Raw genomic sequence first — 15,184 nt, forward strand, 5'->3', positions numbered from 1 at the left:
GCCCGGGTCGGGTTCAGACGGTGTCGGCGTTGGAGAGGGTCTCCGTCACGTCGATGAAGCCCTCGCGGGCGGAGACGAGCTGGCCGTCGCGCACCACCTGGAGGGTGGCGTTGGCGTTGACCAGGCGCGGGAAGCCGACCGAGCCCAGCTTGTCGGAGAACTGCCAGCGCAGCACCGGCGTCAGCCCACCGGTGTCGATCTTCATCCCGGAGTCCAGGGCGCGGCGCACGGTGTCGGCGCTGACCTCGCTGCCGCCGATCCGGTCGACGACCGCCTTGAACACGGTGTAGGCGATCCAGGTGGTCTGCACCCCGGCGTCGCCGGTGTCGATCCGGGTGTCGGTGAACGCCTGCTCGCTGATCACCTTCTTCATCGGGTCCCAGCGCTTGTCGGTGGCCCCGGGGTACCAGCTGGTCACATACGACCCCTCATAGGGGCCGGAACTGCCACCGGAGGCGTCTATGACGGTCTGGTCGACGCTGCCGAGGACGGTGCCGGTGGCCACGCCCGGGTACTCCTCGCGGACCCGGCGGAAGGAGTCCATGAAGGTGCTGGTGCGGTCGCCGAGCGCGGGGACCACACAGCCCCGGGTGGTCTCGTCGGAGGTGGCCTGCTGGAGCGCCTGGTGGGCGGCGTTGTTGTAGGCGGTGGCGTCCTCGGGGGCGCGGACATCGGTGGCGTCCGTGCTCTCCCCGGCGATCAGGCCCGCGTTGAGCAGGGTCGGCAGCTCATCGCCGGCGATGGTGTCCGGGCGGACCAGGACGGTCGCGTCGCACTCCTTGGCCAGTTCGTTGCCGAGCCCGGCCAGCAGGACCGGCTGGCCGCCGTTGACCGGGTAGGACAACGGGGAGGTGAACTCGTCGCTGGTGGTGCCGTAGCCGCCTATGTAGGGGATCCCGGAGCCCTCCAGGATGGGGAAGAAGGAGTCGGCGTGCTGGCTGTAGGAGCCGATGACGGCGACCGCCTGCTCCTTGACCGCGCGCCGGGCGCACTTGGCGGCGCCGACGCCGCTGTTCTCGTCGTTGCAGGTCAGTACGCGCAGCTTGCGGCCGTCGAGGCCGCCGTGGGCGTTGATCCAGCGGGCGTAGGCGCTGGCGAAGGCCGGCATGCCGGGTTTGTTGGTCGCGTCGGTTTCCTCCGGGGCCCAGGTCATCACGGTGATGTCGGTGGATTCGCCGTCGCCGCCGAGGCCGGGGATCGCTCCGCAGCCGACGGTGAGCGAGGCACAGGCGATCAGGGCCGCCGCCGCGCGCAGACCCGGTCGCGGGGACCGGGCCGTCGGGCGGGGCGAGGCCCCGGTCGTCGCCGGTTTCGTCCCTGGCCCGGTCTCGGGTCCGGTCCCTGGCCCGGTCTCGGGTCCGGTCGTGGGTCCGCTCGCCGGGCTGGTCAGGGACCCGGTCGCCGGACATGGGGAAGGTGCGGCGGGTGAGGCGGGGGGGAAAGTGCTTCGGGGGAGGCGCCTGCCGGTCATGGTTCCGCACGATTCCGCCACATCACTAACCAGAGCGTGACCCTTGGTCAATACCTGGTGACGCGCAGGTGAATTGCGGGGGTCGGTACAGGGTCGTGGACGAGGAACGTACGATCGGTGACCGTGCAAGGTTCGGAGAACACTTCCCGTCGTGGCCGTCGCTCCTCCACCATGGGCGGCATGCCGCTCAATGACATGCCGTGGTGGCGCTGGCGCAGCAATGTGCGCTCGGCGCTGCACATGCTCTCCGACCCGGTGTTCCAGCGCGATGTCTGGCTGGCCGGCACCGAGGGGTACGGGGACGTCACCGACGCCGTGTACCGCCTGGTCGAGGACACCTGGCTGGACAGCTGGTCCGCCGAGAAATACGTCGGCACGATATTCCGCGACTCGCAGGAGGCGGCGCTCGTCGACACCGCCGTGCTGCGGGTCCTGCGGATCATGCACCAGGTCGGCCCCGACGCGCCCGTCTCCTCCTACGTCGACCACTCCGCCTGGCCGGAGGCGGTCCGCGCGGCGCGCGACGCGCATGTTCGGCTGGCCGTGAGCGACGGGGACGACCCGGACGCGCCGCCGCGGACCCTGGAAGTGCTGCGGATCATGACGCGCTCGGCGTGACCGCCGTCCGGCGGCAGGGGCGGCGGCACGGGTAGGGGCGCGGGCAGGGGTTCCGGGGCCCGGATATGGGACCCTGTGCTGCATGAACGAGCAGCCCTCCAGCCGGGGCGCGGTACCTGCCTCCCCCGCCTCCCGTGCCGATCAGTACGTCCTCACGCTCTCCTGCCCGGACAAGCAGGGCATCGTGCACGCCGTGTCGAGCTATCTGTTCATGACCGGCTGCAACATCGAGGACAGCCAGCAGTTCGGTGATCATGACACGGGGCTGTTCTTCATGCGGGTGCACTTCTCGGCGGAGCCGCCGGTGACGGTGGACAAGCTGCGGGCGAGCTTCGCGGCGATCGGGGACTCCTTCCAGATGGACTGGCAGATCAACCGGGCCGACGAGAAGATGCGGGTCGTCCTGATGGTCAGCAGATTCGGGCACTGCCTGAACGATCTGCTGTTCCGGGCGCGGATCGGGGCCCTGCCGGTGGAGATCGCCGCGGTGGTCTCCAACCACACCGACTTCGCCGAACTCGTGGGCTCCTACGACGTTCCCTTCCACCACATTCCGGTCACCCGGGACACCAAGGCGGAGGCGGAGGCGCGGCTGCTGGAGATCGTCCGCGAGGAGGGCGTGGAGCTGGTGGTGCTGGCGCGCTACATGCAGGTGCTGTCGGACGATCTGTGCAAGCAGCTCAACGGACGGATCATCAACATCCACCACTCCTTCCTGCCGAGCTTCAAGGGCGCGAAGCCGTATCACCAGGCCCATGCGCGGGGTGTGAAGCTGATCGGGGCGACGGCGCACTATGTCACCGCCGACCTCGACGAGGGGCCGATCATCGAGCAGGAGGTCGAGCGGGTGGGGCACGGGGTCACCCCGGATCAGCTGGTGGCGGTGGGGCGGGATGTGGAGTGCCAGGCGCTGGCGCGGGCCGTGAAGTGGCACGCGGAACGCCGGATCCTTCTGAACGGGCGTCGGACTGTGGTGTTCGCGTAGGCGGCGGGTGCTTGCGGGCCCGGATGCCTGCGGTCCCGGATGTCTACGGGCCCGATGTCTACGGGCCCGGATGCCTGCGGGCAGGTGGGGGAGGGTGGGCGCTGGGCCTCTCCGGGGGAGGCACCCCGCTCGCGCGGATGCGCGTCACGCCCGTATCCCCGCCCCCCGCCCTCAACCCCCTACAGCCGGCTCAGGCTCGCCGTGGCGAAGAGGAGTTCCTTGATCGCCGCGCGGTCGCCCACCTGGCCCGCCACCGCCTCCTCTGGCTCCATCCGTCCCGCCGCCAGATGACAGAACTCGACCCCGTCCAGCGCGACATGGGCCACCTCGTGCGCCGCGGAGCCCACCGCCGCCGGTGAGTCCAGCGGCACCAGCCACTCCCCGCCCCCCGACCCCTCGATCTCCAGCCGCACACTGCGCCCCGGCGCCCCCGCCGCGACCAGATGCCGCGCCGCCTCCCCCGGCCCCGACAGCCCCGCCTGCCGCCGCGCGGCCAGAGCGGTCGGCAGCATGCGCGCCGCGAGGTCGATCATGTCGTGCAGATGGCGTGGCGCGGGCGGGTCGTAGGGGTAGTCGACCGCGTCCGCGATGTCCTCCGCGTGCACCCAGCATTCGAACGCCCGGTCCGTCATCGCGTCGTGCAGCGGCAGCGCGAAGTCCCCGTACGACACCGCGAGCTTGCCCGCGCCGCCGCCGGTGAACGCCACCGTCCGCACGATGCCGTGCACCTGGTCCCGCCAGGGTCCGCGTACCGACCGGGTCGGCGGGAAGTGCGACGCCTTCCAGTACGCCTCCGTACGGTCCGCCGGGCCGGTGACGCCGTCCGGCGCCGCGCCGCCCAGCGGGTCCTTCAGACCGAGCGACATGGCGATCAGACCGTCGACGGCCATCAGATGGGCGATGACACCGGCGACCGTCGTCCGGCGGGTGGCCGGTTCCACCCCGTCGAACCACCGCAGCCGTACCGGCGCGTGCCACTCCGCGTCGCCGAAGTCCTGGAGCAGTGCGTCCAGCCGAGCGGCCTCGGCGTCGTACGGCTTCGCCCAGACCGGGATGGGGATGCGCGGCGGGCGACGGGCCAGGCAGTGGTCGAGGACGCGGGTGCGCAGCGCCGGGTCCAGGTCGAGGGTCTCCGGCGGATGCAGCAGCCCGACGGCGTCCCGCAGCCGCAGTGCCTCGTCGGCGCAGGTCCCGCAGGTGCCGAGGTGCTCCTCGACGGCGGCGGCCTCCTCCGCCGAGCAGGCGGCCAGCGCCCAGGCGCCGAGCAGCGACTTCAGCACCCGGTGCCCCAGTACGGGCGGCGGACCGGCCGCTCCGGCGCCGGGCAGCTCCGGCAGGGACCCGCCGCCGTCCTCCACCGAGGCGCGCGGCAGCGGTATGCGGGGCGCGGGGGAGCCGGGCCGGGCGCCGCCGTCCCCCGAAGAGAACGCGTCACCGTCCCGGTCCTCCCCGTGCTCCCGGTGCTCCCTGTCGTCCGGGCCGCCGCGTTCGTCGTACGCGCTCACGCCGCACCTCCGTACCCGGGCGGGGTGCCCGGGGTCCCGGTGTCGTGGGCGGTGGCGAGGAGCTGGAGGCCGAGGCGCAGCCGGCGCCGGGCCTCGTCCTCGGTGACCCCGAGGTCGGTCGCGGTCTGGCGGTAGTCGCGGCGCTGGAAATAGGCCAGCTCCAGGGCGGCCCGCAGGGGTGCGGGCATCGACTGCACGATGTAGTCGGCGCGGGCCGTGACCGAGGCGCTGCGCACCGTACGCTCCAGTTCCTCGGCCTGCCCCGTGCCGCCGTCATCGTCGCCGTCGGCGAGGGCCGCCGCCACGGTGGCGCGCAGCCGCTGGACGGCGAGGCGGTGGGTGAGCGTGGCCACCCAGGTGCGCAGCGGGCCCTGCCGGGGGTCGTAGGTCTCGGGGTGCTCCCAGACGTGGGCGAAGACCTCGCGGGTGAGGGAGTCGGCCGCGCGCTCGTCGTCCAGGACGCGGTGGGCCAGGCCGTGCACCAGGGAGGCGAAGCGGTCGTACAGCTCGCCGAGGGCGGCGGCCTCACCGCGTGCCAGCCGTTGCTGCATCTTGCGGTCCCAGCGCAGTGGTGTGCCCTTCTGCGCCATGCGGCCCCCTCCCCGTGCCGGTGTCCGTACCGTGATCAGAGTGCGCCTGCCTTGCTCTCGAATGTAGTCGGCACGTCTGACAACGCACGCCCCCTTGTGGCAACGCACGCCCCCGACAGGCCAAGGGTGTCCGGCGACCTTTGGTACACCTCACGGCTTCTGTCTCGCCTACCCACCGCCCGAATGATCAGACGCGGTATCCATACGATCGAACAGGATCGAAGTCGACTGAAACAAGCCTTAATCGACTGCTTATCGTTTTCGCGGAAGTGTTTCAGGGAACGGCGGCTGGGCAGCCGTCCGGCAGGGAAGCGTAGGAACGGCTTCCGGTTGCCTGGCGGTCCGGGGGTTCCGGCGAGCGAGAGGCATGGTGGTGGCGTTCAACGTGACCGGCGATGAGCACGGCGACTGGACCGTGCTCCGGGTGTCGGGCGAGCTGGATCTGGTGTCCTCACCGCTGCTGCGGCAGCAGGTGCACGAGGCTGTCGCCGAGGGGCGGCGCCAGGTGGTGGTCGACCTCTCCGACGTGATCTTCTGCGACTCCAGCGGGGTCGGCGTACTGATCGCCACCCGGCGGCTGATGCGCTCCTGTCAGGGGCGGCTGCGGCTGATCCTGCCCGCCGACGGGATGGACGCCGGTCCCGGCGGGGCGCATGTGAACCGGGTGATCAACGCCCTCGGGGTGCGCCGCCTCTTCGATGTCCAGCCCGATGTCAAGACCGCCGTCACCCAGGGTGACCTCCCCGGCGCCGACAGCACCGGGACCGGGACGCCCCGCACGCTGTCGGCCTGACCGCGCCGACCCCGGCCCGGCCACGCCGTTGTCCCAAATTTTCCCCGGTCTTGGCCCAACCGTCGTTTTCCCGCTCCGCGAGCCCCCGGGACGTCGTACGCTCCAGCACGGATGCACCCCACGTGACGTAAGGCGGCCCGAAGAGACATGGTCAGCAGCGAGTACGAGCGCAGGATCGCGGCCCGATTCGCCACCTTCGACCAGGACGGCAATGGCTATATCGACCGGGAGGACTTCAGCGGGGCGGCCAAGGCGCTGCTCGCCGAGTTCACCACGGCGGCCCGCTCCGACAAGGGCCAGGCTCTGTATGTCGGGGCGGAGGCGTTCTGGCAGGGTATGGCGGGTATAGCGGACCGGGACGGCGATCAGCGCATCAGCCGCGAGGAGTTCGTCAGCAGCGCCGTCAAGCGGCTGCGCGACAACCCCGACCGGTTCGCCGAGATCGCCCGCCCCTTCCTGCACGCGGCCCTCGCGGTCGCCGACGCCGACAGTGACGGCTCCGCCACGGTCGCCGACACCGTGCGGGTGCTGCGCATCCTGGGCGTCAAGGACGACCTCTGCCGTGCGGCTGCCGCCGCGCTGGACACGGACGGGGACGGCCGGGTCGGCGAGGAGGAGATCGTCCAGGCGTTTGCCCGCTACTTCACCGTCCCGGAGTAGGGGGGGGCTCCGCCGGGGTGCCGGGTGGGGGCTTCGCCGGGGTGCCGGGTGGGGGGTCTCTGCTCCGTGCCGGGTGGGAGCGCCTGCTCTGTATCGGGTGGGAGCCCCCGCCCCGTGCCGGGCGGGAAGCCCTGCTCCGTGCCGGATGGGAGGCCCTGCCCCGCAACGGGTGCAAGCCCCCGCCTCGTGCTCGGCGGCTCCCCCGCCCCATATCGCTCGCGCAGCCGGTACTTGAGCACCTTGCGCAGGGTCTCCCCGCATGGCGCGTCCACCACCTCCAGCCGCTCTAGCCGCTCGGTGTGCAGGGCGCACTTGGGGGCGGAGGTGGTGCCCGAGGTCCAGTAGATCCAGTAGATCCAGCGTACGGCGGTGCCGTCGGCGGGTGGCGGGGGCAGTACGGCGGGGTCGTCGTCGGGCAGGTCGTCGTACGCCCCGGACGCCGAGGGTGCGGGCCACCGCGGTGTGGTCGAAGCCGCGCCAGGTGCCCGGTACGGCGAAGAACTCCGCCCCGGAGGCGCGCGGCGCGAAGCCGATCTCGCGGTCCCGGTGAACGGGATCACCGGTGCTTGGACGGCTGCTCCCAGGCGGGCCAGCGCGAAGGAGAGCACGGCGGTCTCGATCCGGGTGGGCAGTTGCCAGGCGACGACCGAGCCGGGCCGGACGCCCCTCCCGTACAGCCCGGCGGCCACCCGCTCCACGCGCTCGCGCAATCTGCCGAAGGTCAGGACGCGGTCCTCTTGGAGGAGGGCGGGGCGGTCGGGAGTGCGGGCGGCACGGCCGGTGAGCAGGTCCCGGAGAGTGCGGAGGCGTCCAGCACGGGTGGGGTGTTGTCGGCCGGCGAGGTCGTCGCCTGCCGCCGGGTGCTGGGCGAACTCGCCCGGGAGGCCCGTCGCAACGGCCGCTGGGGCGACCTGGGGCTGCGGCGGCGGCTCGGCGCACTCAACGCCGAGTTCCGCGCGCTGTGGCGGCTCACCCAGTGGAACGTCAACGAGGCGGAGGCGTCCCCGCGCGGGGTGCCGGGAGCTGTACGAGATGGCGGCGGACGTCCTCGACCTGGACCGGCCCTGGACCTTGGACCCTGGACCGGCTGTCGTCCCTGTCGTACACGATCGCTGCGGGCACGTCCCAGATCCAGCGCAAACATCGTGGTGGGACGGTTCCTGGGGCTACCGAAGGGGTGCGGCGGGTCGGTTGCGGGGGCCGCGGAGACGGAGGGTGGCGCGGGCGGGAGATGTCGGCTGACCGATGACCAACGCGCGGTGCGGGACGGTGTATGGGGGCTCCTGGAGCGGCGGTTCGGACGGGAGGCCCTTCGGGTGGCCGTGGCCTCGGGGCGGCTGGACCGGGAACTGTGGCGGGGGCCGAGCGCGGCGGGCTTCTTCGCCCTGCGGCTGCCGGAGGCGGACGACGGTGTTGGACTCGGGCTCCAGGGCGCCGTGTTGGCCTTCGAGGAGGAGTGGCGGGCTCTGCTCCCCGGCCCTCTGATCGCGACCCGGCTGGCGACCGGGGCGGAGGTGCTTCCGCCGCTGTGCCGGTGCCGTCGGTCGATCCGCTGATGCCGTTGCATCGGGGGTGGGGTTGGGGGAGGGAGCGGGAGAGGTGCCGGGTGAGGGGGAGGTGCCCGGCGTGGTGCGGGCCCGGCGCTCGACCCCGTCGCCCTGCTGCTCACCGCCGCCGAGCAGCACGGCAGTGCCGGGCGGACCTGTGCGATGGCCGTGGAACACGCCCGGGTGCGTGAGCAGTTCGGGCGGCTGATAGGGGTCCTTCAGGCGGTCCAGCATCTGTGCGCGGACCTGCTGGTGCGCGGCGAGATGGCCCGCGTGGCGGTCTACGCGGCGGCCGGCCGTGACCGCCGCCCCGGTGGACATCGCGGCGGCCCGGCTGACGGTCGATCGGGCGGCCCTGCGCGGCGCACGCGGCTGTCTCCAGGTGCACGGCGGTACGGGCTTCACCTGGGAGTCGGAGGTGCATCCGCATCTGAAACGGCCCTGGGTGCGGAGGCACCGCGCGGGTGGCGGGGACCGCGCCGCGGAGCTGCTTGCGGCGGATCCGGTGGCGGATCCGGTGGCGCCGGTGAGTTGAGCCCGCGCCGTGATGTCGCGGATCGTGGCATCCCGGTGTCACGGAGCGTTGATATCGGGTTGTGTCCTGCGCGGGGCGCGCAACGGCCGGAACGGTCGGTCGGCTCGGGTACCTTGTGTGGGATGCGAGTGGTTCCGAGCACGAGCCATACCGGTGGGATTCCTGGGGCGTCCCGGGACTGGGCCGTGCGCGCCGCTGCTCGCGGGGCGGAAGGGCTCCGCGCCCCCGCCGTACCGCCCCCCGCCGGGGCGGGTCGCACAGTATGGCGCACGGGTACTCCTTCACGCTGGAATATGTCCGAAGCGCTTGTTGGGGCGACGGAGCGTCAATCAAGCTGTCCCGTAACGGATTCACGTTCCGTGAACCTTGCTCAGGTCGTTGTTCTGCGCATGCAGAAAATGGCTACGATCGTGGCCCTCATGAGGCGTGAGCCTTTGTGTCCGCCGGTTCGGATGGTGTGAGCGGTGCAGGTGCTTCAAGTGCAGTTGGAGGTCCGGCCCGACCCCGCGGAGGTGGGGCGAGCCCGGAGGTGGGCCCGGTCGAGGCTCGCCGGCTCGGGGATAGGGGCCGACGAACCGCTCGCGGAGACCCTGGTCCTGCTGGTCTCCGAACTGGTCACCAACGCCGTGGTGCACACCGGCTGTACGGCTGTGCTGAGGCTGTCCCTGCCGTGCGAGGCGGCGGACGAGGCCCCGGTCCGGCTGGAGGTGGCCGACAGCAGCCCCCGGGTGCCCCTGCCCCGGCTCGCGAACGGCGAGGAGACGGGCGGGCGGGGACTCGCCCTGGTGGACGGGCTCGCCGATCGCTGGGGCTGGAGCCGCGACGGCGGCGGCAAACGCGTGTGGTGCGAACTCGACCGCTGTGAACGGGCCGAGGCCAGGCTCGCCTGCGGGGGCGGGGTGGGTTACGAGGGCTGCGAGGGCCTCGACGGGTTCGAGGGCTTCGACGGACTGGAAGGGCTGGCCTACGAGGCGGTATAGCGCCCCGGCCGGGGGCTGTGCGCCCCGGTGTGCTTCCTTGCGCGCCCGCCGCGAAACGGGCGCAAGTAATAAACCAACGATCGGGTGTTGACGTCCCGTGTCCGTTTGATCACGCTTGTGGACAGCGATTCGCCGTGAGGGGACGGCGGGGGTTCCGGTGACGGGAGCCCTCGGCGAGTGTGGGTCGTCAATTCGGCGCCGGTTCCCTCAGGGCTTCGAGGGGCCGGGGCGGGAGCGCCGGAAGCCGGACGGCGGCGCGTGATGCCGCGCTCGGGCAGGGTCGGGTCCTTCCCGCCCGGGTGCGGTCGGCAGGGGGGTGCGCGTCACCGTCCGGCCTTTGCGTGGGCCGCTGCCACGGCCGGGCTGGCGGCGGCTGCGGCCATGGCAATCGCCAGGGCTGTGGCTATGCCTGTGGCCATGGCTATGGCTCTCTGTTCTCGGGTCAAGCTGCGGATCCGGGCCGACCACGGCCGGATGATCAGAGAACGGCCGCCGGTGCCACCGGAGTTCCCGTCGCGCCGGTGAAAGGATCGGGCATCGCGGGCAGAGGCAACTCGCAGCGCCCAGGTTGTCCACAGGCTGTGGACAACCCCTCCGGATTCCAGTTCTGTCCCTGGAGCATCTTCCCCATCTCGACCAGATGCAGGGCGTGCGCGGGCAGCGGCAGATCCCCGATCTCCGGCGGGATGATCTCGAAGGTCAGCGTGTCATTGGCGACCGCCGCCACGCCCGCCCCGGGCGTGGAACCACTTCGGGGTGCGGATCGGCAGCCCCGGCGACGGAGAACCGTAGGCGTGCCGGTCCCCGGCCATCAGGTTCAGCGCGCCGATCTCGTCGTCTGCTCCCAGCGCCCCTAATTGTTCACGCGCTTGGCGATCTCGTGGAACACGTCCGGCGGTGACATCCATGCCTCCCTGGGGCTTGTCTCCGCACATCCGGCGAGTCATAAAAGCTGATAGATCGTCAGATATTGCGGGTGGGGGCCGGACGTGGGGAGCTTCTTGGCGGGCTAGGCCGTCGCCGTCGCCGACGACCTCTCCATCATGGCGGGCGGCGTAAGGGTCGTCGGGCCACCGCCGTGTCGGCGTTCGGGCGGCTGGACGGGGCGGTGTGCGTCGCTGGGATCCTGTGTGAGCGAGCAGGCCGACCACAGCGCCGCCAAGGGCGGGGGGCATCTCGCTGGTCCGCAACGCCGATCTGCTGCCGGGGACGGTCGGCACGAATCCGATGCCGGTGCTGGAGCGGCTGGAGGAGTTGGCACGGGCGGGCGGTCCGGGAGGGTGCGCGGCCCAACGCATGAGGGGGCGGGGCGCACGCGCGCGGGGTGCCGGGTTCGGAGAGCCGGGCTTGGGCGAGCGGGCTCCGGTTCCGGGAGCCGGGCCCCGCGCGCTGGCGGCGTCGGGACCGGCGGGACCGGAGGGATCGGACTCAATGTCATCCAGGGCGCCCGGATCGCCGTCGTCCTATGGATCGTCGCCGTCGACACCAACCCGGCCAACGAGGCGGCGGCACGGACTTCCTGACCTCGACCGAGGGCGTACGGGGGCTGCTGCCGACCGGCGTGGACCACGCCTTCGAGTGCGTCGGGGGCACCGGGCCGATCCGGGAGGCGATTGAGCTGCTGGACCGGCACGGACAGGCCGTCCTGGTGGGCGTGTGGCGCTCTGGACGATCAAGTCCTATGTCTGGCTGGCTGACCCGTGCCGCGAGGGCCCTATCCATTGGGTGCCTTTAGGACAGTCAGTGACCTAGAGGGCGTCTAGCGTCATCACGGCGTTGAGGCACTCGTACCCCAGGAGGCAGTCAGATGTCCGTCAAGCCGGTTCCCCAGGGCTACAGCACGGTGACGCCGTGGATCATCTCGCCCGACACGGTGCGGCTCATCGACTACATGAAGCGGGCCTTCGGCGCAGAGGAACTCGCTTGCCTTGCGGGCAAGGACGGGGCCATCGAGCATGCGGAGGTACGGATCGGCGACTCAGTGGTGATGATGTTCGACGCGCGGCCGGAGTGGCCACCGACCCCCGGCTTCCTCCGTCTTTACGTCGAGGACGCCCATGCCGTGCACCGTCAGGCCGTTGCGGCCGGCGGCATCTCGGTCACCGAGGTCACCCACCTCTTCTTCGGGGACCGGGTGGGACGGGTACGTGATCCGCTGGGCAACCTGTACTGGATCCAGACCCATGTGGAGGATCTGAGCCCGCAGGAGATGGAACGCCGCCTCAGCGACGCGGAGTTCGCCAAGGCCATGGAGTACGTCCAGAGCGCCGACTTCTTCCCCGCCCGAGAATCCGGCCTCGGCTGACATTCGGGAGCGAGAAGAGGGTCTCCAGGATCGTTCCCACCTGGCTTCGATGTTCCCGTATTCGCCGTAGCCGTCCGGGTACGACATCCGGGTACAACAAGCGACTGCGGGCCGCATTGCCGATGGTCAAGAAGGCGATACGGGTGTCGGCGGCGGACACGGACTTCTGGTTCGACAAACACTGGATCGTGGACTCCACCCCCGTGGAGTGCGGTCGTTCGTTCGCGGCCGACGGTGAAGCGGTCTGAGGTGGCCGGTTGGGCCGGATACGGCTACTGCGCCTCCCACTCGTGGTTCTTCTGGCGCCTGCGTTTGTACCTGGTCTGTATGCCGACCGGGATGCCAATCGTCGGGGAGGAGGGGGGGAGGTGCGGCCGAACGGGGCTCTACAGGGCCCCCGTAGTCGCCCGGAACGTCCGGCGGTAGGCCGTCGGGGTCACCCCGAGCGCCGTCTGGAGGTGCTGGCGCATGGACTGGGCGGTGCCGAAACCGGCGTCCCGGGACACCTGGTCCACGGAGAGGTCGGTGGACTCCAGGAGGTGGCGGGCGCGTTCGACGCGCTGCTGGGTGAGCCACTGGCCGGGGCTGACACCGACCTCCTCGCGGAAGCGGCGGGTGAAGGTCCGTACCGACATGGACTCCTGGGCCGCCATGTCCCGGAGCTGGAGCGGCTCATGGAGGCGGCCCAGCGCCCACGCGCGGGCCGCCGTCGTGGACGACTGCTGCGGATCGGGCACCGGGCGCTCGATGTACTGCGCCTGCCCGCCGTGGCGGTGCGGCGGCACGACGGTCCGGCGGGCGACGTCGTTGGCGACGGCCGTGCCGTGGTCGCGGCGCACCATGTGCAGACACAGATCGATCCCGGCCGCCACGCCCGCCGAGGTCAGCACGTCCCCGTCGTCGATGAACAGCACATCGGCGTCCACCCGCACCGCCGGGAACATCCGCTGGAAGCGGTCGGCGTCGGACCAGTGCGTGGTGGCCGGGCGGCCGTCCAGGCGGCCCGCGGCGGCGAGCACATAGACGCCGGTGCAGATGGACGCGAGACGGGTGCCGGGGCGGATCAGGCCCAGGGCGGCGCTGAGTTCGGGGGTCAGCTGGCCGTGGTCGTAGACCGGCCCTAGTTCGTACGACGCCGGGACGATCACCGTGTCGGCGGTGGCCAGGGCCTGGGGGCCGTGGGGCACCTCGATGGCGAAATCGGCGTCCGTCCGGACGGGGCCCGGGGGCCGGACCGAGCAGGTGACGACCTCGTACAGCGGGCGGCCCAGCGGGTCGCGCGGGCGCCCGAAGATCCGGTGCGGGATGCCCAGCTCGAAGGGGAGCAGTCCATCCAGCGCCAGGACGACGATCCGGTGCGGGCGGGAGGGGGTGCCAGGGGGCCCGTACAGGTCCGGGGAGGGGGACGGGGGCGGTGGCGGGGGTGGGGGTGGGTGCGCGGAGGGGGGCGTACGGCCGGTCGGCATGGCCCGATCCTAGCGAATGCTGTCCTTCGGGCCAGTGGAGCGAGGTGATCGGTGACTGGATGCTGGGTGACGTGACCCAGACAAGCGACGCCACGGCCCCCGGTCCCGGCGCGGAGGAACCCGGCTCGGCGGAGGAAAGCGGTTCGGTGAAGCGCCCCGGCTTGGCGCAGGACGCCGGCTCCTTGGAGGGCCCCGGTTATGGGAAGGCCCCCGGTTATGGGAAGGGCCCCGGTTGCGGGAAGGGCCCCGGCGTGTCGGAGGACCCCGGTTACGATCGGCGTCGGCGGCGGGTCCATCGTGCCTGGTTCGTCGCCGCTGTCACCTTTGTGACGATCATCGGCGCCGCCGCCTTCCGTTCCCTGCCGGGGCTGCTGATCGATCCGCTGCACCAGGAGTACGGCTGGTCGCGCGGCACGATCAGCGCGGCCGTCTCCATCAACCTGGCTCTCTACGGCCTCACCGCGCCCTTCGCCGCCGCGCTGATGGACCGGTTCGGCATCCGCCGGGTCGTCGCGGTGGCCCTGGTGGTCATCTCGCTCGGCTCCGGGCTCACCGTGTGGATGGAGTCGGCGTGGCAGTTGCTGCTCTGCTGGGGGCTGCTGGTCGGCCTCGGCAGCGGCTCCATGGCACTGGCCTTCGCGGCGACCGTCACCAACCGCTGGTTCACCACCCGGCGCGGTCTGGTCACCGGCATCCTCACCGCCGCCTCCGCGTCCGGGCAGCTGATCTTCCTGCCGGTCCTGTCCTGGATCGTCGAGCGCCACAACTGGCGCCCGGCGGCGGTCACCGTCGCCCTCGCCGCGCTCGCCGTCGTGCCCTTCGTCTGGCTGCTGCTGCGCGACCACCCGGCCGACGTGGGCCTGAAGCCGTACGGGGCGCGGGAGTTCGTGCCCAAGCCGCCGCCGGTGCCCGGGGCGGCCCGGCGGGCGGTCACCGTGCTCGTCTCGGCCGCGAGGACCGGCCCGTTCTGGCTGCTGGCCGGTTCCTTCGCGATCTGCGGGGCGTCCACCAACGGCCTGATCCAGACCCACTTCGTGCCCGCCGCCCACGACCACGGCATGCCCATCACGGCGGCGGCCTCGCTGCTCGCCGTCATCGGGGTCTTCGACGTCATCGGAACGATCGCCTCCGGCTGGTTCACCGACCGCTTCGAGGCCCGTCGACTGCTCGCGGTCTACTACGCCCTGCGCGGTGTCTCGCTGCTCTTCCTGCCCATGCTGCTCGCCCCGAGCGTCCACCCGCCGATGATCTTCTTCATCGTCTTCTACGGCCTCGACTGGGTCGCCACCGTGCCGCCCACCCTGGCGCTGTGCCGTGAGCACTATGGCGAGGACAGCGCCATCGTCTTCGGCTGGGTCCTGGCCTCCCACCAGGTGGGCGCCGCGCTCATCGCCTTCCTGGGGGGCGTCGCCCGCGATGTCTTCGGCTCCTACGACATGGTCTGGTACGCGTCGGGCGCGCTGTGCGCGGCGGCGGCGCTCATGGTGCTGGTCATCCGGCGGCGGGGTGTGGCGGAGGTGGCCGTGGCCGTGGCCTGACGGGCCGGTACCGAGTGCTTTGAGAACCGGGCGCCTTGAGAGGCGTACAGGCACAGGCACAGGCGCCGGTATCGGGCCCAGTGGGGCCCACGAGGGCCTAGGGCGTGTCTTCAATTGATCTTGCGTGGTGGATCATGGTCGGGTGATACGTCGTCATGAGCTGTCTGATGAGGAGTGGGAGTTCCTCCGTC

General features: G+C 71.6%; 12 protein-coding genes and 6 pseudogenes. 12 read left to right on the forward strand and 6 right to left on the reverse strand.

Translation table 11 applies throughout. From position 1 onward, the window contains the following. Nucleotides 1–13: 13 nt before the first annotated feature. Nucleotides 14–1,153: an ABC transporter substrate-binding protein gene (locus tag ABZX40_RS10540; protein ID WP_355734481.1), complete on the reverse strand. Its 1,140-nt coding sequence runs from the start codon at nucleotides 1,151–1,153 to the stop codon at nucleotides 14–16. Between the two features lie 435 nt (nucleotides 1,154–1,588). Between ABZX40_RS10540 and ABZX40_RS10545 the strand changes: the two genes are divergently transcribed. Further along, nucleotides 1,589–2,089: a hypothetical protein gene (locus tag ABZX40_RS10545; RefSeq protein ID WP_355734484.1), complete on the forward strand. Its 501-nt coding sequence runs from the start codon at nucleotides 1,589–1,591 to the stop codon at nucleotides 2,087–2,089. 82 nt (nucleotides 2,090–2,171) lie between these two features. Next, nucleotides 2,172–3,074 carry a formyltetrahydrofolate deformylase gene (purU, locus tag ABZX40_RS10550; RefSeq protein ID WP_355734487.1) on the forward strand — a complete coding sequence of 301 codons (903 nt, stop codon included), beginning with the start codon at nucleotides 2,172–2,174 and terminating at the stop codon, nucleotides 3,072–3,074. A gap of 179 nt (nucleotides 3,075–3,253) precedes the next feature. Here purU and ABZX40_RS10555 read toward each other — a convergent pair whose 3' ends face one another. Together ABZX40_RS10555 and ABZX40_RS10560 are read right to left on the reverse strand one after the other, a co-directional pair. Beyond that, nucleotides 3,254–4,432: a zf-HC2 domain-containing protein gene (locus tag ABZX40_RS10555; RefSeq protein WP_355734544.1), complete on the reverse strand. Its 1,179-nt coding sequence runs from the start codon at nucleotides 4,430–4,432 to the stop codon at nucleotides 3,254–3,256. Nucleotides 4,433–4,575: 143 nt separating this feature from the next. Continuing rightward, nucleotides 4,576–5,169, reverse strand: coding sequence for a sigma-70 family RNA polymerase sigma factor (locus tag ABZX40_RS10560; protein WP_355734489.1), 594 nt, complete (start codon nucleotides 5,167–5,169; stop codon nucleotides 4,576–4,578). Nucleotides 5,170–5,536: 367 nt separating this feature from the next. On the opposite strand from ABZX40_RS10560, the gene ABZX40_RS10565 reads away from it, so the two are divergent. Then, the gene (locus ABZX40_RS10565; protein WP_355734491.1) at nucleotides 5,537–5,962 is read left to right on the forward strand and encodes an STAS domain-containing protein; all 426 of its coding nucleotides are present in this window, start codon (nucleotides 5,537–5,539) and stop codon (nucleotides 5,960–5,962) included. 147 nt (nucleotides 5,963–6,109) lie between these two features. Beyond that, nucleotides 6,110–6,622: an EF-hand domain-containing protein gene (locus tag ABZX40_RS10570; RefSeq protein ID WP_355734494.1), complete on the forward strand. Its 513-nt coding sequence runs from the start codon at nucleotides 6,110–6,112 to the stop codon at nucleotides 6,620–6,622. 290 nt (nucleotides 6,623–6,912) lie between these two features. On the opposite strand, the pseudogene ABZX40_RS10575 reads toward ABZX40_RS10570, so the two are convergent. After that, nucleotides 6,913–7,410: pseudogene (locus tag ABZX40_RS10575) on the reverse strand (AMP-binding protein); the annotation flags it as partial. A 48-nt stretch (nucleotides 7,411–7,458) separates the two neighbouring features. On the opposite strand from ABZX40_RS10575, the pseudogene ABZX40_RS10580 reads away from it, so the two are divergent. From ABZX40_RS10580 to ABZX40_RS10595, 4 genes and pseudogenes are all read left to right on the forward strand, one after another. After that, nucleotides 7,459–7,800: pseudogene (locus ABZX40_RS10580) on the forward strand (acyl-CoA dehydrogenase); the annotation flags it as partial. 81 nt (nucleotides 7,801–7,881) lie between these two features. Next, nucleotides 7,882–8,178, forward strand: coding sequence for an acyl-CoA dehydrogenase family protein (locus ABZX40_RS10585; protein WP_355734547.1), 297 nt, complete (start codon nucleotides 7,882–7,884; stop codon nucleotides 8,176–8,178). 153 nt (nucleotides 8,179–8,331) lie between these two features. Beyond that, nucleotides 8,332–8,704: pseudogene (locus tag ABZX40_RS10590) on the forward strand (acyl-CoA dehydrogenase family protein). Between the two features lie 479 nt (nucleotides 8,705–9,183). Then, entirely contained in the window at nucleotides 9,184–9,684 is a 501-nt protein-coding gene (locus ABZX40_RS10595; RefSeq protein ID WP_355734550.1) for an ATP-binding protein, read from the forward strand. A gap of 478 nt (nucleotides 9,685–10,162) precedes the next feature. Here the strand turns inward: ABZX40_RS10595 and ABZX40_RS10600 are convergent. Next, a pseudogene (locus ABZX40_RS10600) lies at nucleotides 10,163–10,511 on the reverse strand (cyclase family protein); the annotation flags it as partial. Between the two features lie 582 nt (nucleotides 10,512–11,093). On the opposite strand from ABZX40_RS10600, the pseudogene ABZX40_RS10605 reads away from it, so the two are divergent. The 3 genes and pseudogenes from ABZX40_RS10605 to ABZX40_RS10615 all read left to right on the forward strand — a co-directional run. Then, nucleotides 11,094–11,341 (forward strand): annotated as a pseudogene (locus ABZX40_RS10605) (zinc-binding dehydrogenase); the annotation flags it as partial. A 150-nt stretch (nucleotides 11,342–11,491) separates the two neighbouring features. Next, nucleotides 11,492–11,989: a VOC family protein gene (locus tag ABZX40_RS10610; protein ID WP_355734497.1), complete on the forward strand. Its 498-nt coding sequence runs from the start codon at nucleotides 11,492–11,494 to the stop codon at nucleotides 11,987–11,989. Between the two features lie 86 nt (nucleotides 11,990–12,075). After that, a pseudogene (locus ABZX40_RS10615) lies at nucleotides 12,076–12,340 on the forward strand (IS982 family transposase); the annotation flags it as partial. Between the two features lie 35 nt (nucleotides 12,341–12,375). Here ABZX40_RS10615 and ABZX40_RS10620 read toward each other — a convergent pair. After that, nucleotides 12,376–13,455, reverse strand: a complete 1,080-nt coding sequence (locus tag ABZX40_RS10620) for a helix-turn-helix domain-containing protein (protein WP_355734500.1) — start codon at nucleotides 13,453–13,455, stop codon at nucleotides 12,376–12,378. A gap of 251 nt (nucleotides 13,456–13,706) precedes the next feature. Here ABZX40_RS10620 and ABZX40_RS10625 point away from each other — a divergent pair, with 251 nt between their 5' ends. Next, nucleotides 13,707–14,993 (forward strand): MFS transporter, encoded by a 1,287-nt coding sequence (locus ABZX40_RS10625; RefSeq protein WP_355734553.1) that lies wholly within the window; start codon nucleotides 13,707–13,709, stop codon nucleotides 14,991–14,993. Nucleotides 14,994–15,184: the final 191 nt, after the last annotated feature.

Source organism: Streptomyces sp. NPDC004610, from assembly GCF_040609715.1.
Lineage (GTDB): Bacteria > Actinomycetota > Actinomycetes > Streptomycetales > Streptomycetaceae > Streptomyces.